At 70.2% G+C, this 20,450-nt stretch carries 17 protein-coding genes and 1 pseudogene; 8 read left to right on the top strand and 10 right to left on the bottom strand.

Going from position 1 to position 20,450, the window contains the following annotated elements:
* Window positions 1–55: 55 nt before the first annotated feature.
* The 4 genes from QA861_RS42580 to QA861_RS42565 all read left to right on the top strand — a co-directional run bounded on the left by QA861_RS42580 (window position 56) and on the right by QA861_RS42565 (window position 1,803).
* Window positions 56–307, top strand: coding sequence for a hypothetical protein (locus QA861_RS42580; RefSeq protein WP_334595028.1), 252 nt, complete (start codon window positions 56–58; stop codon window positions 305–307).
* 91 nt (window positions 308–398) lie between these two features.
* A complete protein-coding gene (locus QA861_RS42575) occupies window positions 399–884 on the top strand; it encodes a TadE family protein (RefSeq protein WP_443041648.1) in 486 nt (161 codons plus the stop codon).
* Window positions 884–1,339: a TadE/TadG family type IV pilus assembly protein gene (locus tag QA861_RS42570; protein WP_334594283.1), complete on the top strand. Its 456-nt coding sequence runs from the start codon at window positions 884–886 to the stop codon at window positions 1,337–1,339. Before QA861_RS42575 ends, QA861_RS42570 begins: the two co-directional genes overlap by 1 nt.
* 2 nt (window positions 1,340–1,341) lie before the next feature.
* Window positions 1,342–1,803: a TadE/TadG family type IV pilus assembly protein gene (locus QA861_RS42565; RefSeq protein ID WP_334594282.1), complete on the top strand. Its 462-nt coding sequence runs from the start codon at window positions 1,342–1,344 to the stop codon at window positions 1,801–1,803.
* Between the two features lie 60 nt (window positions 1,804–1,863).
* Here QA861_RS42565 and QA861_RS42560 read toward each other — a convergent pair whose 3' ends face one another.
* Window positions 1,864–2,196, bottom strand: a complete 333-nt coding sequence (locus tag QA861_RS42560) for a hypothetical protein (RefSeq protein ID WP_334594281.1) — start codon at window positions 2,194–2,196, stop codon at window positions 1,864–1,866.
* Window positions 2,197–2,312: 116 nt separating this feature from the next.
* On the opposite strand from QA861_RS42560, the pseudogene QA861_RS42555 reads away from it, so the two are divergent.
* Window positions 2,313–2,959: pseudogene (locus QA861_RS42555) on the top strand (hypothetical protein).
* Window positions 2,960–2,996: 37 nt separating this feature from the next.
* Here the strand turns inward: QA861_RS42555 and QA861_RS42550 are convergent.
* The gene (locus QA861_RS42550; RefSeq protein WP_334594280.1) at window positions 2,997–3,704 is read right to left on the bottom strand and encodes a TetR/AcrR family transcriptional regulator; all 708 of its coding nucleotides are present in this window, start codon (window positions 3,702–3,704) and stop codon (window positions 2,997–2,999) included.
* A 259-nt stretch (window positions 3,705–3,963) separates the two neighbouring features.
* On the opposite strand from QA861_RS42550, the gene QA861_RS42545 reads away from it, so the two are divergent.
* Window positions 3,964–5,037: a medium chain dehydrogenase/reductase family protein gene (locus QA861_RS42545; RefSeq protein WP_334594278.1), complete on the top strand. Its 1,074-nt coding sequence runs from the start codon at window positions 3,964–3,966 to the stop codon at window positions 5,035–5,037.
* Window positions 5,038–5,477: 440 nt separating this feature from the next.
* Window positions 5,478–6,653: a macro domain-containing protein gene (locus tag QA861_RS42540; protein ID WP_334594276.1), complete on the top strand. Its 1,176-nt coding sequence runs from the start codon at window positions 5,478–5,480 to the stop codon at window positions 6,651–6,653.
* Between the two features lie 56 nt (window positions 6,654–6,709).
* Here QA861_RS42540 and QA861_RS42535 read toward each other — a convergent pair whose 3' ends face one another.
* From QA861_RS42535 to QA861_RS42515, 5 genes are all read right to left on the bottom strand, one after another.
* Window positions 6,710–8,347, bottom strand: a complete 1,638-nt coding sequence (locus QA861_RS42535) for a hypothetical protein (RefSeq protein WP_334594275.1) — start codon at window positions 8,345–8,347, stop codon at window positions 6,710–6,712.
* A gap of 3 nt (window positions 8,348–8,350) precedes the next feature.
* Window positions 8,351–9,664, bottom strand: coding sequence for a protein phosphatase 2C domain-containing protein (locus tag QA861_RS42530; protein WP_334594274.1), 1,314 nt, complete (start codon window positions 9,662–9,664; stop codon window positions 8,351–8,353).
* A gap of 2 nt (window positions 9,665–9,666) precedes the next feature.
* Window positions 9,667–10,359, bottom strand: a complete 693-nt coding sequence (locus QA861_RS42525; RefSeq protein WP_334594272.1) for a vWA domain-containing protein — start codon at window positions 10,357–10,359, stop codon at window positions 9,667–9,669.
* A 356-nt stretch (window positions 10,360–10,715) separates the two neighbouring features.
* Window positions 10,716–11,399, bottom strand: a complete 684-nt coding sequence (locus QA861_RS42520; protein ID WP_334594271.1) for an RES family NAD+ phosphorylase — start codon at window positions 11,397–11,399, stop codon at window positions 10,716–10,718.
* A 1-nt stretch (window position 11,400) separates the two neighbouring features.
* Window positions 11,401–12,078: a DUF3168 domain-containing protein gene (locus QA861_RS42515; RefSeq protein ID WP_334594270.1), complete on the bottom strand. Its 678-nt coding sequence runs from the start codon at window positions 12,076–12,078 to the stop codon at window positions 11,401–11,403.
* Window positions 12,079–12,303: 225 nt separating this feature from the next.
* Between QA861_RS42515 and QA861_RS42510 the strand changes: the two genes are divergently transcribed.
* Window positions 12,304–17,496 (top strand): CHAT domain-containing protein, encoded by a 5,193-nt coding sequence (locus QA861_RS42510; protein WP_334594268.1) that lies wholly within the window; start codon window positions 12,304–12,306, stop codon window positions 17,494–17,496.
* Window positions 17,497–17,510: 14 nt separating this feature from the next.
* Here QA861_RS42510 and QA861_RS42505 read toward each other — a convergent pair whose 3' ends face one another.
* From QA861_RS42505 to QA861_RS42495, 3 genes are all read right to left on the bottom strand, one after another.
* On the bottom strand, window positions 17,511–18,116 hold the full coding sequence (locus tag QA861_RS42505; protein ID WP_334594267.1) for a hypothetical protein: 606 nt from the start codon (window positions 18,114–18,116) through the stop codon (window positions 17,511–17,513).
* 506 nt (window positions 18,117–18,622) lie between these two features.
* Window positions 18,623–19,672, bottom strand: a complete 1,050-nt coding sequence (locus tag QA861_RS42500) for a hypothetical protein (protein ID WP_334594266.1) — start codon at window positions 19,670–19,672, stop codon at window positions 18,623–18,625.
* Entirely contained in the window at window positions 19,669–20,331 is a 663-nt protein-coding gene (locus QA861_RS42495; protein WP_334594265.1) for a hypothetical protein, read from the bottom strand. Before QA861_RS42495 ends, QA861_RS42500 begins: the two co-directional genes overlap by 4 nt.
* Between the last annotated feature and the right edge of the window lie 119 nt (window positions 20,332–20,450).

Raw genomic sequence — 20,450 nt, 5'->3', positions numbered from 1 at the left:
CCTGAGATTTTTGAGATTCCCGAGAGGACAACTCACCATGAACGGACTGAACGGAATGAACGGGCGGAACTTCAGCACCGGTATCCCGGCGATGGACTTCCTGGTCACCTTCCTGCAGAGCCGCGTGCAGCGCGCTCGCTCCGGCGAACTGGACCGCGGTGCGTCGGCGGTCGAGTGGGTCATCATCTCCGCGGTCGTCGTGGCGATCGTCGGCGTGGTCGCCGCGATCATCAACACCGCGCTGAGCGACGGCGCCAACAAGGTCGGTAACTGCATCAAGGGCGCCCAAGCGAGCGGCACCTGCTGATCGCACGTACGAAAACGGGGTGTACGGGGTCGAGTTGACGGGGTTGTTGCTCGTGGGTGGTGCTGGCGTAGTCAGATGGGTACGCCGCAGGGTGGAGGTCGCACGGAAGTCGGCGTCCGCCCGCGGTGACTCCGGCGCGTCCGGCGCGGGCAGGTTCTCCTCCCGTGCGTCCGGCGCCCGTACGTCCGACTCCGGCATGACCGCGATCGAGTTCGTGCTGCTGACGCCCGTACTGTTCTTCATGATCTTCGCGACGGTGCAGTTCGCGCTGTACTTCTTCGCGGACCACGTGGCCCAGGCGGCTGCCCAGGCCGGCGCCCGCAAGGCCCGTGCCATGGCGCACGACCAGCCGGGTGTGTGGCGGGGTGAGGCACAGGACGTGGTGGACAGCTACATCCAGCAGCTTGGCCCGAGTCTGGTCCTCTCGCCGAACGTGACGATGCTCCAGCCGGAGCAGAACACGGTGGGCGTGGAGATCACGGCACGGGTTCCCACGGTGTTCCCCGGGTTCGATCTGACCGTGCACGCGCAGTCGGTGGGGCCGGTGGAGCGGTTTGTGCGGGACGGGGTGAACTGATGGGTTACTTCTCTGCCCTGCGGGGTCGGTGGAACAGGTGGGACCTGGGTGACCGGGGCGACCGGGGCGACCGGGGCCTGTCCACCATCGAGGTGGTTATCCTCGCCCCAGTGATGATCATGTTCATTCTGGTGCTGGTGGCTTTCGGGCAGCTGGTGGACGGGCGAGGGGCTCTTGACGGGGCGGCGCGGGACGCGGCCCGGGCCGGGTCGATCCAGAAGGATCACACGACGGCGATGGCGGAAGCCCGGAAGGCGGCGGAGGCCGACCTCACCGACGTCTGTTCAGGCCCCGTCACAGTGACCCAGACCAGCGCCGGATTCGAGCCCGACACCATCTTCAGCGTCGAGGTGAGCTGCGAGGTGCGAGGTCTGGCGATGCTGGGCCTCGACATTCCCACTACCCTGACGGCGACCTTCAGCTCACCGCTGGACCCGTTCCGGAGGACGGTGTGACGGTGCACTCTGCTGTACGTGGTTGGTGTGGACGCAGGTGGGCACGTCTGGACGACAGAGGCTCGGGCGCCGGTGCCGTGATCATCTTCGCCCTTCTCTTCATCTCCCTGTCCGCCTTCGTGATCGACGGCGGCATGTCCATCTCGAAGCGAGAACGGGCGGCGGACATCGCGGAACAGGCGGCGCGCTATGCCGCCCAGGACATAGACCTCGACGCCCTCTACGGCAACGCGGCGGCCGGCGCTCCCATCAACTTCCAGAACTGCGACGCACGCGTGAAGGCGTTCGCCCAGGAGATGGACATGTCCGCGGCGGACACGGCAGCGTCCCACTGCGTGGCGGCGAACGCCAACGAGGTGCGGGTCGAGGTCCAGTTGACGTACTCGCCGGTGTTCACAGGGCTGTTCTACGGCGGAGATGTGACGGTTCGAGGCGAGGCGGTGGCGGAGAACGAGGTGGGGTGAGGGAAGTCCAACAGATGTGGGGTTCAACGGGCGTGGGGCCCAACCCGTGTGGGACTCCACTCACTTGGTGCCGTTGCCCCTCGCGTCCCGGACCTTCATCTTCTCGTTGACCTGCTTGGCCAGTTCGTCGTCCAGCTTCTTGAACTCGCGTACGACGGCGTCCGACATGTCGGCGAGGGCGTCGAGCTGCTGGGTGATGTCCTCGCGGCCGTCCTCCCAGTTGGACTCGAAGTCCTCCAGCGCGTCGTTCACGCTGCCGTCGCCGATGTCGTCCTTGTAGGACTCGAAGAGCTTCTTGGTGTGGTTCAGCCGGGTCTTGATGGAGCGCAGCCGGCTGCCGTAGTCCTCCAGCTCGCTCAGCGGCAGCGAGAGGTCGGATTTGCCCTTGCCCATGTGGAAACCCCTGGAGCGCCTCGTAGTCTGTCGACGTCCGATCGACGTCTGATCGGCACCGTACAACGGAACGATGTCGGTACGGGAGGGTCGATTGAACGGGGTGGAGTGAGGACATGGCCCGCTACAGCGAAGCGCGGACGGTCGAGCGAGGTGGGTTCCGGACCAAGGTGCCCGAGTCGTGGTGGGAGTTCGACGTACGCCCCGAGTCACGGGACGACTCCATCCGGCGCACGGTGGACGAACGGCTGAGGCAGCGACCGGAGTTGGCCCAGTACCGCGACACGTACACCACGTTCCTTCAGAAGGCGGCGGCCGACGCGTGGAAGTCGGGCGCGCTGTACTGCGGCTGCATGGCGGAGAGCTTCGGCGGCGACACCCCGATCACCGGCTCGGTGACTGTCTCGATGGCCGGCGACCGTACGCAGGACGGCATGCCCCTCTCCACCGACCCGGCGGCCATCGCTGCCCAGTTGGCGGTCAAGGAGGCGAAGCGGGAGGAAGACTCCTGGCGCAAGGTCACGACCGTCGACATCCCGGGCGTCGGCCCGGCGGCGCGTGCTACGGCGTCGAGGACATCGCCGTACCGGGCGACGAACTCGGCCGCACCATCCGGGCCGTCCTGACGCAGACGTTCATCCCGGTGCCGGGTCAGGAGGGCAAGGCCGCGCTGGTGGCGGGCAGCAGCCAGGTGCTGGACCTGGCGGAGTCCTTCTTCGACATCTTCGACGCGATCACGTCGACGTTCCGGTTCGTCGACTAGCCCCTTCCGCGCCAGCAGATTCAGCACGCCGAGTCCGTCAGGCGCCGGTGCCGGGCGGCCGCAGGGACTGGATCGCGCTGTCGATCTCCAGGTCGATCAGCCGCTGTGCCTCGACCGCCTGGTTGTCGAACACGCCGGTGAGTTCGAGGCTCACGATGCCGTGGACCCGCGTCCAGATCAGGTTGGCGGCGAGGGCCACGCCCGGTGTGACGTCCGGTCGCTCCTGTGAACGGGCCCAGCGCCGCAGCTGCCCGTCCAGTGTGCGGTCGCCGCTGGTGCTGTCGGTCGGCGCGGTGTCCTGGACGGCCACCAGCGTGTCGATCAGGAACGCCATCGCCTGATCCAGCGGGGTCTGCGTGGTGACCTCGTCGGGCAGCTCCCCGGCCCGCTCGCCGAACAGCATCCCGTAGCGCCGCCGGTGGCGCAGCGCCCAGTCGCGGTACGCGGTGACCACCAGCCGTACCCGCGTGCGCGGCGCCTTCCTGCCGCCCTCCACGGCCTGGCTCATCGCCGCGGCGAGTTGCTGATACGACAGCGTCACCAGGTGCGCCACCAGCGCGTCCCGCGACGGGAAGTAGCGGTAGACCGCCGGCGCGGACATCGCCATGCTCCGGGCCAGCGCCGCGATCGACAGTGCCTGTACGCCGTCCGCGTCGATGATCGCGAACGACACGTCCTCGATCTCCTGGAGCGTCTGGGCCCGTAGCCGCTCGCGCCTGCCCATGGTCTGCGGAGTGTTATTCATCGTCGCATCGTAACGGATCGTAAGAGTTTTCACGCACTGCCGTTGCGCAACGATCCGTAACGATTGGCTCGCAAACAGCTCTCTGACCTGCACTTTGTGTCCAACTCGCCCATCACTCACGTCGGGGCGGTTTCCGTCCGGCCAGGGTGAAACGTGCACCTCGCTGCTGGTTATGGCTTGACGCTACATGACGTACAGGTGCAGAGTTACGGCCATTAACTGAGTGACGAACAGTCGCAGAGTCTACGAGGAGTCGACCATGTCCGAGACGAACGCAGCCACCGAGGCCACTGTGACCGCCACCGAGGTGGTGCTGCCGGGCAAGGTCGCACCGTCCGGTCTGCGGCTGGTCCAGCGCGAGCTGCCGGCGCCCGCCGCCGGTCAGGCGCTGGTGCGCGTCGAGTCGACCGCCGTGTCCTTCGCCGAGAGCGCGATGCGCCGGGGCCGCTACTACGGCCAGCCCGCCTTCCCGTTCGTGCCCGGCTACGACCTCGTCGGTGTCGTCGAGGCCGTAGGACCCGGAGCGGACCCCGCCCTGCTCGGCCGCCGGGTCGCCGCGCTGACCAAGACCGGTGGCTGGACCACGGCAGCCCTGCTGCCCGCCGCCGACCTGGTGGAGGTACCCGACGGAATCCACCCCGACGACGCGGAGACGTTGATCGTCAACGGCCTGACCGCTTATCAGATGCTGCACCGCAGCGCGAAGGTACGGGCAGGGCAGACCGTGCTCATCACGGGCGCCGCCGGAGGTGTCGGCTCGGTCCTGGTGCAACTCGCCCGGGACGCCGGCGCCCGCGTGATCGGCACGGCCGGCCTCCGTCACCACGAGGCGCTGCGCGACCTGGGCGTGGAGCCGATCGACTACCGGGACCCCGACCTCGCCGCCCGCGTCCGGGAACTGGCCCCCGGCGGCGTGGACGCCGTGTTCGACCACCTCGGCGGCGCGAGCGTCAGCCTCTCCTACCGGCTGCTCAACCGCACCGGCACCCTGGTCTCGTACAGCATCGCGGCAGCCCTCGACGACACCCGCCCCATACTGCTCGACTTCCTGCCGCTGCTGGCCAAGCTGGCGTTCTGGAACTACCTGCCTACCGGCAAGCACGCCAGCTTCTACGACGTCTGGGCGGGCGCCGGCAAGCCCGACTCTGCCAAGCGCGAGGCGTTCCGGGCCCGGATGCGCACCGACCTCACCCATGTCTTCGGCCTGCTCAGCGACGGCGTACTCACCGCGAAGATCGCCGCCCGCTTCCCGCTGGCCGAGGCCGCCGAGGCCATGCAACTGGCGGAGTCCTCCAACCGCCCCGCCGTCGGCAAGATCATCCTCGTTCCCTGAGGTGCAGGCTGTGCCTGAGCTGTGGCGTGCGGCTGCAGAAGAGCAGAAGAGCAGAAGAGCAGAAGAGCGGGAAGCGCCGTCGTCGAGGGAGATCCGATGCCGGGACTGCCGGGACTGCCGGCACCGCTGGGCCCGCTCGACGACCTCGACCTCGACAACCGTCCCGGCCGGAACCAGCCGAACGGCTCGATCCACGACGTTGCTCCACCTCCTCGAAGGCATCGCCCAGGGAACACGCGGCAAAGACCTTCCTGAGAGGACCGACTACACCTGGCAGGCCAACGCCAGCGGCTACCGCGTTCTGGCGAACGGCTCGCCTCTTCATCCTTTTCTGGAGCGCGAGTTCGGCGATTCCGTTGCCGAGCGTGAGGCGTACCACCATGCTTTCGGACATGGATCTGGGGGATGGGCCGAGGCCATACGCGGCGATGGTGGACGTCTTGAGTCAGGAGCTGCACAGGATTCGCGCGCTCGGGTTGCTGCGGCTGCACGAGGCAGCCCTAGTCGAGCTGCCGGGAGTGCTCGCGCCGTCCACCGGTGCGGACGGGCGGCCGGGACCGGGGGAGGGGGAGGTCGAGGTCGACACGGTCGCGGTGGAGAACGCACTGCGTCGCGCGGTCGACGGGCTCGACCCCGGACAGCGCGAGGTGGGCCTGATGACCTTCGGCCTGCTGCCACGCACGCGTGCGCTGCCGGGCAAGGAGCGCCGGGACAGGGCTGCCGAACTGGCGGACATCGGCTTCGATCGCTTTCGCAAGCACCACGAGAAGCTGCTCATCCGCCAGGTCGCCGAGGCGATCCTGGCGGGAGCCGAACCTGTGGCGGCCGCCGTGCCGGTGACGCACGGGGACGCGGCCATGCCGGGGACCGGCGTGCCCGCCCCGACATCGTCGCCGGTGGTCGAAACGCCTGAGGTGTACCCGGCGCCCGGGCCGTCCGGACAGCCTGTGCCCGTGCGGACGGGGCTGCATCGGGTGGCCACGCGCTTTCCGCACGGCGAGGTGACGATCACCCTGCACGTCGCGCCCATCGAACTGATCGAGGACGTCGATGTGCTGGTCTCGTCGGAGAACATCTACTTCGAGATGTCCAAGACGTTCCGCCGCACGGTCTCCGGGAGCCTGCGCCGGGCGGGGGCGACGAAGGATGCCGGCGGGCGGATCGTGGACGATGTGATCGCGCGTCAGTTGAGGTCCTGGAGCGAGCGCTCGGTGCCGTCCGGGCTGCCCGTGGCCCCCGGCACGGTGGCGGTGACCCCGGCGGGCGCACTGGCGGCGCGCGGAGTGCGCAGAATCTTCCACGCGGCGGTCACCACTCCGTCCGCGACCGGGAACGGCTACGAGACAGCGCCGGAAGCCGTCGCCGAGGCGGTCCTACGTGTTTTCAGGCTGGCGGGCGAGGAGCGGGATTCCGGCGGGCTCCCGCTGCGGTCCGTCGCGCTGCCCCTGTTCGGCGCGGGGCGCGGCGGCCTTGCCGCGCGCGAGAGCGCGGAGGCCGTTCTCGCGGCGCTGGAGATCGCCCTTGCGGCCGATCCCGACTGGTCGGTGCACCTGGTGACACGCAATGCCGTCAGCGCGGCCGCCGTACTGGACGCACTCGCCGCGAGACGCCGGTGAGCCAGGCGGTGCGACGCTGACGGCCATGGCGGCCATGACGACTGGGGACGGCATGCTCAATCGGCTTCGGTGAGGCGGTACTTCTTTGTCTCGCCCTTGGGCTGGTGGATGATGACCCACCCGTCCTTGATGACGTACAGGTAGCCGTGGTTGCGCGCCTGGTAGCCGTCCGTGGTGGGCTCGGCGGGGATGGTGATCTCTTCGGACTTCTTGTGGCGGGCGTCCGGGTGGAGCCAGGTGCCGTCGTAGTAGATCTTTCCGCTCGCGGTCTGGCACAGCCGGATGAGGTTCGATTCTGTCGTGTAGGTGTGCAGCAGTGTCGCTCCGGAGCCGTCCGGGATGCGGGCGGCCACTGTGGTGGGGCAGGGTGACTCCGCCCGGAGCGGGAGCGCGGTGGACGGATCGGCGGAGTTGTTCTTGAACCAGAGGACGCCCCCGCCGATCGCCGCCAGTGCCACCAGCCCCGTGACGACCCACGGTGTGCCGCCGCGTCGGCGGGTACGTGCGGGTGCTGGTGCAGGCGCCGGCTGCGGTCGTGGCTGAGGTCGGGGGGCCACCTGCGGCACCGGCTGCGCGGGCGGCGTGATGTGTGTCTGTGGCCGCGGTCGCACCTGCGGTTGCGGGTGGGGCCGGGGCGTCTGGAGGGGAAGGCCGTTCGCCGGGTTCTGCCCTGGTCGCGGGGCGGCCTTCTGGTGCTGGACCGCCTGTCGATGCTGGGCGGCGTAGTCGTCCAGGACGCGCAGCGCGCCGTCACGGTAGGAGGGCGGGCTGCCGGTGGTGAGGAAGGCCGTGTGCAGGGCACGATGCCAGTCGGCCGCGCTGGGCCGCGTGCTCGTCGAGAACGGCTCGTCGAGCGCGCGGCTGAACATCTGTTGCAGCGTCGGGTCCAGTCGGTCGGGGAATCCCGTGGGCTTGATCCACCGCCCATTCCGGGGTCCTGCCGGCCAGCGAGGACCGCCCGGGTTGAGGAACAGGCCCCGGTAGAGCACCAGGGCGAGGGCGAACCGGTCGCTGAACCGGTCGTGTGCCGGGATCGTGTCGGCGATGCGGCGGGGGTCCGTCCACTCCTGCGTGGCGACCCCGTGCGTGGCCGGCTTGTTCCACGAGGTCAGCCCGTCGCAGTCGATCAGATAGGCGTGTGTGTCCTGTTCGCGCCATACGAGGTTCTTCGCGGACAGGTCCCCGTGGGTGAGCTCCAAGTCCTCCAACTGCTTGAAGATGTCGCACACCCGCAGCAGTACACCGAGGCGTACACGTGCCGCGGGAGGCGGCGGCTCGGCCCGGGCCAGATAGAGGAAGTCGAGCGTACGGGCCACCTGATGGCCGTCCGGGTCCGTGAACATGAAGGACTGCGGGATAAGGGGCAGCATCACGCCCACCACGCTGCCGTTCTTGCCGTGGATCACGTCGATGGGCCAGTTGATGGACGATTCGGCGGTCGTGGCGAGCCCGCCGCGCGCCGCGGGACCCTTGCCGTTCTCGGCGCGACGCACGGCCTCCCGACCGAGAAGAGCCAACTCGTACAGTCGGTGGACCTCGGACGACGAGGACACAGGAGCCTTGTACTCCTTGTAGACCCGCTTCACTCCGTCCGGGTCGGTGCAGTGGTACAGCAGACCTTGGCCGCCGTCTTTGTTGAAGGGGTGCTGCTCGACCTGGTATCTGCGGCCGAGCCTGCTGTTCATGGCGCGCATCGGTCATCCGTTCCGCAACTGCCGTGACCACACCACGAGGGCGGTCCGGTCGTCGTGCGAGCCACGGCGCCGGTAGCGCAGCGAGTCCGCCATCGCGGCGGCGTCGCAGGGCTGTGCCCACCGTTCGGCGAGCCAGTCGCGTACCGCGGGCGAGCCGAAGGCGTCCTCCGCCAGCCCGTCGGAGGCCAGGATCAGACAGTCGCCCGGGCTCTCCTCGGCCAGCGGGGCGTACTCGGCCAGCTTCGCGGGAGCGGGGTGGGGCAGCGCGGCGGAGACCCGGTTGACCGGTCCGCCGTCGCGGGGGAAAACGGTCTCCCACTCCGCCCCGGCCAGCCTCATCACCGCACAGTCCCCGACCCGGGTGGCCCAGCCGGTGCCCGTGGCCGGGAGCAGTACCAGGACCGCCGTACAGGACAGGTCCCTGTCCGTCAGGCCGGGGGTCCCTGCCGTGCGCAACTGCGCCAGCCGGGCGCATGCCGCGTCAAGGACACCGCCCAGTACGGCGCGCGGGTCGGCCGAGAGCTGTCCGGCGGTGACCGTGCGGGCCGTCTCGCACAGCAGGGAGGACAGGAGGGTCGCACCGATCTGCGAGGTCAACGGACGCGACCCCAGGCCGTCGCAGACCGCCGCGACCAGCAGTGAGCCGTCGTCGGAGAGGGTGAACTGGTAGGCGTCCTGTGCGGTGCTGCCGCCGTTCAGGTGCGACTGCCCGGCGAGGCTCGCCGCGCCCAGCCAACGGTCGCCCAGCAGCCCGCCGTCCGCCCTCAGCCCGGGCAGCGAGGTCGTGGGCGTCGAGAGGCGGGGGAGCGGAAGCGGTTGCAGGTGGTCGCCCACATGCGGTGCGTCGGTGGGCAGAGTGCGGGGTGGGGCGACGGACGAAAGGGTGAGGGGGGCCGTGCGCTCTCCGGCGGATGCGCGGGCATCGGCGTCGACGTCGGCGCCGATCAGGGCATCGGGCGAACCGAGGGCGAGAACGTCGTCCGAGACGGAGACGCTGTCCACGGTGGCGCTCTCGGGCTCCGGTGGCGAGGTGTCCGCGGTGAGTGGACTCACGGTCGTCGGGCCGGCCGTGGACGGGCCCGTGCCGATCGGCGCCCCGGTCGAGGGCAGCGGGCCCCGGCTCTCCGCTGTCTGATCACCGATGCCGCCGTGCCGGGAACCCGAGGGCCGGGCATCCCCGGTGTCCGTCGTGGTGGGTTCCGCGTCCGGGACGGCGGCCTCGTGGTCTGCCGCGGGGCTCCGGTCGCCGCCGTCGCCCGCTTCCGGAGCCGTGTGCCGGCCCCGGCGCCTTCTGAAGGATGTACGGAAGGGCCTCACGCTCAGTTCACCGTGCGCTGGTCGAGCGGGAGCTGCGTGAGCTTCGTTCCGTCGAGCGGCACCGTCAGCGCGCCCCCGGTGGACGAGGAGAAGCTGCTGGAAGTCGTCCGAATGCTCCTCAGCACCGTACGCAGGATCTCGCGCACGGCCGTTCCCGGGTCGCTCTCGTCGGTGAAGAAGGCGAAGCCCGTCGAGACCCGTTGGATGGCGTCCCGGTTCGCCTGGCCGAAGCCGAAGCTCACGATCTGCGCCCCGTACTTGTCGTCCCTGGAGGTGATCTGCCCCCGGGTGTGGGTCCAGTCGACGCCCGCGTTGTGCTCGCCGTCGCTGATGAAGAAGATCACCGGCTGGTGGTAGGCGCTGCCCTTGCCGAGGCCCTTGATGCCGTCGCGCAGCGCGTCACCGGAGGCGCGCAGCCCCTTGTCGAAGTTGGTGCCGCCCTGTGGCGAGAGCACGGGCATGTCGGCGTACGCGATGTCGGTCAGGGGCAGGACGGTCTCGGCCCGGTCGGAGAAGGTCACCACGGCGAGGCGGGCGATCTCGCCGGTGGCCGGGTCACCCTTGATCGCCGACTTGATCTCGGGGAGGGCGTCGTTGACGGCTGTCATGGGCGGCCCCGCCATCGAGTACGAGACGTCGATGCAGAGGCAGACGGGGAACACGGCGGGGCGTTCTACGTTCGAGAATGCAGACATTCCTGTCCTGACGTGGCTCGGTGATCGAAGAGGGAAAAGAAGAAATAGGCGAAGAGCCGCCGCACGGGAACGGCGTGTTTTCCGCATTCCTATTTCGCTGTCCGGCTGTAGGCGGCAATGCGTTGTCGGCGCGGGAGACGAGTGGACGTCATTGCGTTCGGAATCGACGCGCCGAAAGATGCGGCTGTGGAAGCCCGGGCAGTTACTGATGAAAAAGTATGCACGGGTACGGGCGGTCGGTCTGCGGTTTCGGCCAAATACCCGGAAAGAACCCGGAAGGCGCCCGGCTTTCGCCTCGGACCGGGCGCGAAGCCCGGTCGCGGACAGGTCGCGGGCAGGTCGCCGGGCCGGCGGCGTCAGGCCCCGGTGCCGTCCGAGGCGTCCGGGGGCCCGACCTCGACCCGGAACGGCTTCAGCCGTCTGCCGATCCACCGCACGTTGTCCGGCTCGTCGAGGTCACGCGCTGGTTCGTCGGTGGCCTCCAACAGATCGTTGTGCGCGTCGCGGTCGAACAGCACCACTGAGACCTTCGGGAAGGCGAGCCGCGACTGGTAGAGGAAGCCCTGCGCCCAAGGGGCTTCGGCACGCAGCCAGTGCGCCCAGCGGCGGGTGAAGGCGTATTCGGTGGGCTCGGACCGCACCAGCCAGTCGTTGTTCTGTTGCACGGCGTTGAGGTCGAACATGCTGCGCAGCGAGAGCAGCGCCACGTCGCGAGCCAGCCGGACCTGTGAGAGCCGCTTGCCCTCCAGCTCCTTGCGCGGCAGGACGCGGGTGGGGTTCGTGCCGTCGAAGCTGATGTCGCGCAGCAGCCTCTCGGCCAGCGCCGTCGTCAGTTCAGGCGCCGCATAGAGGTAGGAGTAGCGGTCATTGGGGGTGCTGTCGAACCGGCCGCCGCCGAAGTGGTGGTCCTGGGGCGTGGGGTTGAACTCGACCGCCTCGCGCTTGCGCGAGTGCACCCTGTACAGGACTCGGCCGGCCTCCCAGTCGACCCGCTTCGGTTCGGCCGTGCCCCTGTCAGGCAGTCGTGCGCCTCGGGCCATGTCAGTCCTCCTCTCCCACGACGCTTGCCGCGGCGAGCAGTTGTCCGTCCAGGCCCCTGCCGAGCAGCGTCGCCGGGGCCGCGGCCAGCCAGGGGCTGGGGCCGAGCCACCAGTCGGCCACCCCCCAGGGGTCCTCCGCGGCGCCCAACAGGCGATTGACGGCGACGACCACGTCCCGGGGCCGGCCGGTGCCGTCGAACTGGAAGGCCGGCAGCCCCTCAGTGCCGTCGTGGCGACGCAGGCGGATCAGCTCGGGAGCGATCGCCTCCACACCGAAGTTGTCTCTCAGGTCGTCCGCGGAGAGCGCGGGCTCCGCCAACAACCGTTCGTACGGCGAGGGTTGGGTCTCCGCACCGTCCGGCGCGGCCGGCCCGCCCGCGTCCGGCCCCGCCGACCGGTCGCCGAGCGACGCGAACGAGGCCAGCAGTACGTGCGGCAGGGGCGACGCCGTGTCGGTGAACCGCCGCTCGAGCGCTTGGACCTCCTTCGCCGGCAGAGCGGTGCGCAGGTGGGCCGCGACGGCCCGGGCCACCGCCCGCTGCCGCCCCTCGTCGCCCCCTTCGGCGGCCAGCTCGAGCAATGCGTCGAGTTGGTTCCGGTCCTCCGGGGTGAGTTTTTCTCGTATCGTCTGCCGATCTCTCGTCAGCGCGCTGATGAGTCGTGCCTCATCCTCGTCCATACGCCCCCCTCTGGAATCGGTATGGATCCGTACGGTAGTGAGGTACCGTTCTTTTGGCAATTGGCCGGTCTTGATAATTGGGTGGGTGTACAGCATTCGGCGGGCCTGGCCGACGGAATTCCGGAAGCCCGCCCCGGAGCCCCGGCCGGAAGTCCGGCGGGGAACACCGCGAGCCGCGTGCAGTGGCTGGGTGCGGAATGGGCATATGCCGAATCGGGGTGGGGAATGACTGGGATCGGAATAGGCGGTACCGGCAAGGAGGAGCCGCTGGAGCGGGTGGCCCAGCTGCTGGAGGCCGCCGAGCGGTCACTGGTGGCAGAGGCCGGGACGCAGTCGGCCGCGGGGCCGGTCCCCCGGGAACTGGGTGCAGCCGAGACCCTGCTCGCCGCGCTGTGCGACACGGTCACGGATGTCGAGCAACGCTACGTGCTGTACGAGATGTCCCTGGCGGCCGCGGCGATGCGCTGCGCGCGGGAACCGGCCGGCTATCGGCTCGGCCGCCTGCGCGAGCGGTTCGCCACCGTGTGCACGCTCGCCGCCGACCTGTCCGGCGACGGCGGACCGGAATCCGAGCGCTTCGCGCGGGCCGACCTGACCTGCGCATGGGCCTTCCACGTGGCAGACCGATTGAGCCGCTCCGAGCCCGGCGCGGCTCGCGAGGCGGACGCGGACCTGATCGTCCGGCTGCTGGGCGACCTCCTGGATGGACCTGACCACGCTTTCGTCGCCGAACCCGCCCGGTGCCGGGCCGTCCTCGGCCTCGTCCTGTCCGACCGCTCGCGCTGCGCGGATCACCGCAACCCCGAACGGCTCGCCGACCGCCGAAGGGCCATCACCCTGCTCGGCGACGCGAGGGCGGCCGACGACCTCGACACCTCGCTGGAGCCCGTGGTGACCTTCGACTTCGTACAGCTCTCCGTTCTGGACCTCGACGACCGCGTCCGCGCCGACCCGTCTCCCGCCACAGCCGAAGCCGGGGCCGAGGAGGCACTCACCCTCCTCGACCTGACGCCGGGGCTGCTCGACGACGACCCGGAGAGCGCGGCGGAACTGGGCACGTTCCTGTGCGACCTGCTGCTCGAACTCTCCACCACCCAGCGGCACCAGGGCCGGGTCGTCGACTGGTACCGGGCGGCGCTCGCTCGTCCCGGCCTGAAGAACGAGATCGCGCTCGGCCTGAAGAAAAGTCTGGTCCACGCCCTGTGCTCGCGCTCCGAGGAGAACCGGCGCGCGCAGCGGGCCGGCGACCCCGCGCCGGCGCAGGACCGCGGGGCCGCCGTAGAACTGGTGGAGGCGGTGTTGGCGGCCCACCCCGCCGCGCGGCCGGCGGACCCGTCCGGGCCTGGCGCACGCGCCGCCGGTGCGAGCGGGAATCCCGCGGCTCATGGTGCGGCGGTGGACGACGAGTTCGTGTCGTACTTCGACACCCTCGTCCAACTGCTCTGGCTGGACTTGTCGGAAGGCGTGCTGGGCGACCGGGACCACGACCGGCTCGCGGTGTGCGCGCGGCAGCTCGTCCCCCTCATCGGGCCGGAGGACGACGACCGGGCCGAAGCCGTCCTCAAGGCCGCGATCGTGCTCGGGCAGCGTGCCGTACGACGGGGGATGCCCCTGGCCTACGGTGTCGTCGAACAGGCCGTCAGGGGCGGGCGGCCGGATTCCGTCATCGCCATCGAACGCACCGCGCCGGACGTCGTGCGGGATGTCCGCGAGGCCGTCGAACTGCTGCGCACCGGGGTGGGGCTCTACCCGCACGACGACGAACTCCACCTCTACGCACAGGGGTTCCTCGGTGTCGGGCTGCTGTTGGACTTCGCCTGTCGGCTGCCCGCGGTCGAACCCGCGGTGCTGGGCGAGGCGCTGCGCTGCATGCGGGTGGCGATGGAACGTCTGCCCGAGCGGGACGGACTGGGGGACGCCGACTTCAGGGGCTCGTTCCTCATCGCCCTGATGTACCGGGTCTGGTACGCGGAACCCTTCGTGCGCGCGACGGCCGACCGGAACGGCCCGGCGCTGCCCGACGTGTCCGGATTCCCGACGGTCGAGGACGACGTGCAGTTGCTCGACGCGCTACTCAGCTCGTCCGACGAGGAGGAGCCCCTGTTCGCCTTCCTCCTCGTCATGGTGCGGCTGCTGCGTTCCCCGAACGTTCAACCCTCCGTGGCCGATTCCCGGGCCTGGTCGGAACGGCTGCGGCGGGCCATACCCCGGCTGGAGGCCGAGGCGACCGGCCTGCGGGCGATCATGCTGGGAGTCGCGGGCGTCCTCGGGCTCCATGTCGAGGAGGCGGGCGAGGCCACCGACGTCGAGCGCAGGGCCGCACGGTCCGCGCTCAGGGAGGCGATCGCCCTGCTCCCCCAGGAATCGCCGCTGCGTCCACCCATGGTGGCCGCCCTGAACCGGCTCGGTTCGGGCGACGTAGGGCGGCTCCTCGGATTCTTCCTGGGCATCTCGCCGAAGGAACCGAAGGAACCGAAGGAACCGAAGGCACCGGGCACACCGGCGACCGGGGACCTGTCCCGGGCGGCCGGCACTCACGGGCCGCGGAGCGGACAGCCGGCACACGACCACACCAGGCCGGACCCGTCCGGCGGTCCGGCGGCCCTCCGCACGGTCCCGGTGCTCGACCTCGGCGCGGCAGTGCTGCTCGGTGACGGTACGCCCGACCCGTTCGCGGTCCCGGCCACCCGGGTCGCCGAACTGGTCGGCGCCCAGGAGCCGATGAGCGCACCCGCCGCCGCGACCCTGGCCGTGCTGCACCATCACCGCTGGCTGCGGGACCGCGACGGCCAGGACCTGGAGACCGCTGTCGCCCTCGCGCGGAGGGCGGTGGCCACCCTCGGTACGGCCGACGTCCCGGTCTCCACCGAGACCGCACTCGCGGACCGCTGCGCCGAGTTCCTGGCCCGGCTGCTCCTGGACCGGCACCTCATTCTCGGCGACCGTACCGACCTCGACGCCGCCGCCCGCGCCTACGGCGCTCTGCTCAAGCGCACCTCCGAGGACGTGGTGCTGCCCCCGCTGAGCGAACTCCTCGTGGCCGCCGGTGACCCCCGGGTGCCCGCACGTCTCTTCCGGCCGACGCCCCCGCAGTGGACGGCTCCCTTCCGCGCCGAACTGCTCGCCGTCGTCTTCACGGGACCGGCGGCGCACACCACCCTGAACCACTCCGCGTCCCCGGCCGCGGACGCGGCGTACGCACTCCGCGCGCTCCCGGACGGCCACCCCAGGCGCCCGGCCCTGCGCGGCGAGCTCATTCGGAGTGAGGTGGGGCAGGCTGTCAACACCGGCGACCTGATGGCCGCGCGAACCGCCGCCGAGGAACTCCTCGACATCGCCGCCGCCTGCCCGGAAGAGGGCATGCAGCGCCCGAGCCTGCTCCTCAGGGCTGCCGCCACCCTCTGCGACCTGCACCGGACGGGGCACATGCGGGTCACCGGCACCGATGACCCGCACCACATCCACGACCAAGCCGTCGACGCCCTGCTCGACCGCGCTGTCACCGTGCTCGGCACCGAGACGGAGCACGGCTCGCACGGGTACCACGGCTCCCGCAGCCGCTGCGCATACGGCCTGAGTGTTCTGCTGCTGACCCGCCACGGGCGCACCGGCGACGCGGCCGACCTCGACCGGGCGCTGCGGGTGCTGCGCGACCGGTGGGCGGTGCTGCACACAGCCCCCGGTGATCCGCTCGCCCGGGCAGTCCTCCGGGCGCTCGCCGACGCGCACCGCGCCCATGGCCCCACCGACGCCGGGCACCGTCGGGACGCCCGTGACACGGCCCGGGCGCTGCTGAACGCACACGGCCGCGCGGTCCTGCTCCAGTCCGGCACGGGACACGCTTTGGAGGTCGCCCGCGCGGTCGCGTCCGACATGCTCCGTCTCCTGCACTGGAGCCTGGAGGACGAGGAGCCCGGCACGGCGTACGAGGCGCTGGAACTCGGACGCGGACTCGTCCTCAACGCCGCCACCGTCGGCGTAACGGTGCCGCAACTGCTGCGCGACGGCGGGCACGGCGAGCTGGCCCGGCGCTGGGAGGACGCGGGGGGTGGCGGTGAGCGGCACGGCGTCTCCGATGGGCTGCGCCGCCAGGTCCTCCAGGCCTTCGCCGGGAGCGCCGCCGAGAGGCGGCTGGTGTCCGCGCCGAGGCCGGGCCGGGTCGGCCAGGCGCTACGTCGTCTCGGGTGCGACGCGCTGGTCTACCTCGTGCCCGGCGAGGACGCGGAGACGGGCGGTGGCGTGGCGACCGCCGGACACGCGGTGGTCGTCAGTGCCACCGGCACGGTGGAATCCCTCGCGCTGCCGGGCCTCGTCGTCTCCACGGACAGCCCACTCGGCGCCTACGACCGTGCCGCCGAGGCGTTCCGCAGCGCCGCCCGCGCCGACGACCGGCCCGCTTCCGGCGATCCGGAGGTCATGCACACCAACTACGAACGCCGACTCGCGCGCTTGGAGAAGCGGTGGCGGGACGCGCTCGACGCGCTGTGCTCCTGGGCGGGCGAGGTGGCGATGGGCCCGGTGCTGTCCGCATCCCGCACCCGGTACGGCCGTACGCCCCGGTTGGTGCTGGCGCCGGTGGGCGCGCTCGGCGCGGTGCCCTGGCACGCGGCCCGCTGTTCGGACGGCCGGGCCGGGGCGGCATACGCGTGCCAGCTGGCGGCGCTGAGGTACTGCGCCACCGCCCGCCAGCTCATGGAGGTGGCCGACCGGCCCCGCGCCCGGCCAGGTACGGGATCGGTGGCCGTCGTCGCCGACCCGCAGGGCTCCTGGAGGATGCACCGGGAAGCCGCGTTGGTCGGCTCGCTGTACAAGGGGACACGGGTCGTCGGCGGCCTCGGCGAGCACGCCCCCGCCGACGCGCCGCCACCGCTGCCTCCCCTGCCGGAGTCCCTGAGTACGTTCCTGCCCGGCCGCAGCCGAGTTCCGACCGCCGTACTTCATGTCAACTGCCATGCCGACACCGGGCTTTCGCCCGCGGACTCGGTGCTCCGGCTCACTGCCGGGCAGTACGTCACGGTCGCGGACGTGCTCGCGGGGGCCGTCGATCGCGACCCCGGGACGCCCGGTGGGACCGTCGTCCTCGCCAACTGCACCAGCGATCTGACGGTCAGTGATCACGACGAGGCGCTCACGCTGGCCACGGCCTTCCTCAGCGCCGGCGCGACCGCGGTGGTCGGGTCGCGCTGGGACGTGGCCGACGACCCGCGGACCACCGCACTCATGCTCGTCCTCCACCACCGGCTGCGCGCCGGAGACCCGGCCGGAGACGCGTTGCGCGCCGCCCAACTGTGGATGCTGGACCCGCATCGGACCGTGCCGGACGAACTCGCCGCGTACGACAGCGTGTTCAGGGAGGCGGAGCAGCGCGGTACGGACGAACTGGAGGTGTGGTCCGCGTTCGCACACCACGGGCAGTAGCCGTGCGGGGCGGCTCAGGGCGCCGCGTCGTCGACGCGCAGGTCACGGCGCATCGTCCGGCGCAGTTCGGTCAGCGTCACCCAGGCGGACTGGACCCGCTGCTCGCACTCGGGCGGGGCCGGAGAGCGGGGGGCGTCGGCCAGGGTCTTCTTCAGCGCGCCGTAGTGGTCGTTCAGCCTACGGCTCACCACCGACGCCGCATCGAGGACCGGGCCAGGCAACAGCATCTGCGCTTCCGCGTAGCTCGCGCGGAACGCCGTGCGGGCCTCTTCCATGGCCATGACGCAATCGTTCACGTCCGCGCCGGTGCGCAGCACGTGCAACACGTTGACCTGCGTGGTCTGGTACTGCCGGGCCGCGGCGTTGAAGGCGACGTAACAGGCGCGCAGCCGGGCACGTTCCTCAGCCCGGCGCAGCTCGATCCGCTGCTCATGGGCGTCCGCCAGCTCCAGCGCGCGCATCCGCTCCTCGTGTGCCCGATCCTCCGCGTGCTGCCCGCGCAGCGTGTCGATCTCCAGCCGCTTGACCCGGTCGGCCCTGACCTGAGTGACGAGCGCCGCGCTCAGGGTGCCCACTACGCCGACGAGCGCCACGAGGAGCGCTAACCAAGATTGCGCCACGTCACTTTCCCCCCTGGGTTTCCATCCGTCTGCTGGCTGCTAACCGCTAACCGCTGGCCGCTTGGTGCCTGTGTTCGTGCCTGCTGGGCATTCGTTCAGCAGGCTTGCCGGGACGGGGGCCTGAGCGGGACGCGGTACGTCGGCACGCTGATGCCTCACCGGGAAGGGAGTCACCGATCGGCCTTCGACCACTTCGTCCCCCCTTGTCGCCCGACGTCATTGTGCGGCCGACCTGCCCCTGTTGTCCCGGAAAGTGTGTACCTGCTGTACCGGTTCTACCGCCGATGCGCCGACGCCGCCTTCCCGAACTGCAGAGCCTGGTCACAACCGTGGGGACATGGTGGCCAGAGATCCTTGCGTTCCCGCGCACTGGGACCACCAACGCCGAAAGGAGGGGCGGATGGTCGGCACGCCTGTACGAAGGCATGCACCGGATCTGCCAGAAGGACCCGGCGGGTTTCACTCGAACCCTTTGATCCGCCCCGGCCGCCGGAACTGGGTCCGCGTCAGCGGTTGACGGACTGGATCTCCTGTACGGCGATGTCCTGGGCCGTCTCGAAGACGCCGTTCGGGAGGTCGCCCCCGGTGCCGTCGCTGCCCACCCACGTGATCTGCCAGGTGATGGAGGCTGTCAGCCGGTAGGGGCTGCCGTCCGTCGCGCGTAGGTATCTGATGCCGCAGGGTGGGGTCTTGTCGGAGTTGCCCGGTGTGTACGGGGTGCCGATCGAGCCGTCGGCGTCGATCCCGCAGTCGCCGGAGGCGGGGTAGGTTTCCGCGTCCTCAGTGCCGGGGTTCAGGTGCAGGGCGACCGGCTTGGCGGTCGTCTCCGCCCACAGGCCGGTGTTCGGCAGCTCAGCACGGACCTTGACCTCGTCGAACGTGCCCTTGTCCAGCCAGACCCACGTCGGGAGATTCACCGTCGCCCTGGCCTCCGGCCTCACCTCGATCTCGGTCGCGGGAACCTTGACCTTGTCGTAGGCGTACTCGGCGAGGGTCTTTGAGGTGGGCGCGTTCGGCACGTCGGGGACGACGCCGACGTTCTCCCAGAACATGAGCCGGCCGCACAGTGACGTGTCGTCGACCTCGGAGACGCGCGGCGCGACTCCGCGCCAGAAGTAGCCGTCCTTGCCGAGGTTGTAGTCCTTGTAGCCGGCGACAGTCGACGGGGCGGCGAAATAGTTGGCGGCGCTTTTCTCGTCTCTGAAGTGATCGGTCCACAGGCTTGTTCCCAGCCACCCCTGGCGGAGACTGACGTCACCGTCGCCGTTGCCCTCCGAGAAGCTCTGCAGCTGCGCAGGAGTGAAGACGGGCTCGTACCAGCAGGGCGGCGGCTTCCAGTTCACGTCGACCGACGAGAGAGTGCCCTGCTTCCCTCCGGTGGGGCCGCTCACTTGGGTGACCTTGATTCTGGAGCGGGCCGAGGCGGAGATGCTTCTGTTGTCGTCGGTCGACCCGTTGACGCCACCACCTCCGACAGCATGGGCCGAGGACGACGCAAGAATGATCGTGACGAGCGACACGGCCGTCAGCGGCGGCCATCCGCGAAGGTGCCTCATCGCGAGCAAGCGCCCCGCTCCGAACGGATCGACACGTTCTGCCAGACGCCCTGTTCGTTTTTCGCCAGGCTGGCCGTGTAGAAGATCTGAGGGTCTGTCCCGGCGGGATTTCCCTCCACCTGGCCGTTCTTGCGGTTCTTCGAGTAGGCCTTGCTCTCGTCTGTGCAGTAGTAGAGGGCTGCCGAGGTCTTGTTCTTGCCGATGGTGACCTTGGGGTCGAACGCGGGCAGTTTGCCGAACACCGTGAGGCTCTTGTCCGTGTATGTCTTGATCCACTGTCGGTCCTGCGAAAGACCCGATTCAGTGTCGTAAAAGGCAAGGGCTGCAATGCCGTCGGGCTTGTTCGCGATGATCGACGCGTACCCGGCCCGGAGTTGTTCCTTGGCGTCGGTGAGGAGTGCCTGCTCCTCGGGATCGCCGCTTGTCCAGTTCTCGAACGTCAGCTGGAAGTCATCTGGGAGCGTGACCACCGGACGTGTGACCCCAGCCGGCGTGGACGTTGACGCCGAAGAAGAAGCCGAAGGGCTGCTCGCCCCCGAATCCGCCCCCTTGATGTCGTCCGGCGACGAGTTGTCGTCGCCCCCGCCGCATCCGGCGAGCAGAAGGGCCGCTGTCGCGGTGAGCGTGGTGACGGTGACGGACAGGGCGCGGCGGGCCACGGTTGATCTCCCCCGGGGTCGGACTGGTGGACTGGGCGTGCGTGTGTACGGCAGAGAACGAAGCTATCAGGGGTGCGTAGAGGGCATTTGTGTGCCGCCAGGGGGTTGTGTGGGGACCG

It is taken from the genome of Streptomyces sp. B21-083, from assembly GCF_036898825.1.
In the GTDB taxonomy this organism is placed as follows: domain Bacteria; phylum Actinomycetota; class Actinomycetes; order Streptomycetales; family Streptomycetaceae; genus Streptomyces.
Note: the sequence above shows the minus strand (reverse complement) of the source record. Positions and strands in the feature narration are given on the sequence as shown.

Coding starts and splice junctions, on each gene's coding strand:
- QA861_RS42580 (WP_334595028.1), top strand. CDS start 56: ATGAACGGGCGGAACTTCAGCACCGGTATCCCGGCGATGGACTTCCTG.
- QA861_RS42570 (WP_334594283.1), top strand. CDS start 884: ATGGGTTACTTCTCTGCCCTGCGGGGTCGGTGGAACAGGTGGGACCTG.
- QA861_RS42560 (WP_334594281.1), bottom strand. CDS start 2,196: ATGGGCAAGGGCAAATCCGACCTCTCGCTGCCGCTGAGCGAGCTGGAG.
- QA861_RS42550 (WP_334594280.1), bottom strand. CDS start 3,704: ATGAATAACACTCCGCAGACCATGGGCAGGCGCGAGCGGCTACGGGCC.
- QA861_RS42545 (WP_334594278.1), top strand. CDS start 3,964: ATGTCCGAGACGAACGCAGCCACCGAGGCCACTGTGACCGCCACCGAG.
- QA861_RS42535 (WP_334594275.1), bottom strand. CDS start 8,347: ATGCGCGCCATGAACAGCAGGCTCGGCCGCAGATACCAGGTCGAGCAG.
- QA861_RS42525 (WP_334594272.1), bottom strand. CDS start 10,359: ATGTCTGCATTCTCGAACGTAGAACGCCCCGCCGTGTTCCCCGTCTGC.
- QA861_RS42520 (WP_334594271.1), bottom strand. CDS start 11,399: ATGGCCCGAGGCGCACGACTGCCTGACAGGGGCACGGCCGAACCGAAG.
- QA861_RS42515 (WP_334594270.1), bottom strand. CDS start 12,078: ATGGACGAGGATGAGGCACGACTCATCAGCGCGCTGACGAGAGATCGG.
- QA861_RS42510 (WP_334594268.1), top strand. CDS start 12,304: ATGACTGGGATCGGAATAGGCGGTACCGGCAAGGAGGAGCCGCTGGAG.
- QA861_RS42500 (WP_334594266.1), bottom strand. CDS start 19,672: ATGAGGCACCTTCGCGGATGGCCGCCGCTGACGGCCGTGTCGCTCGTC.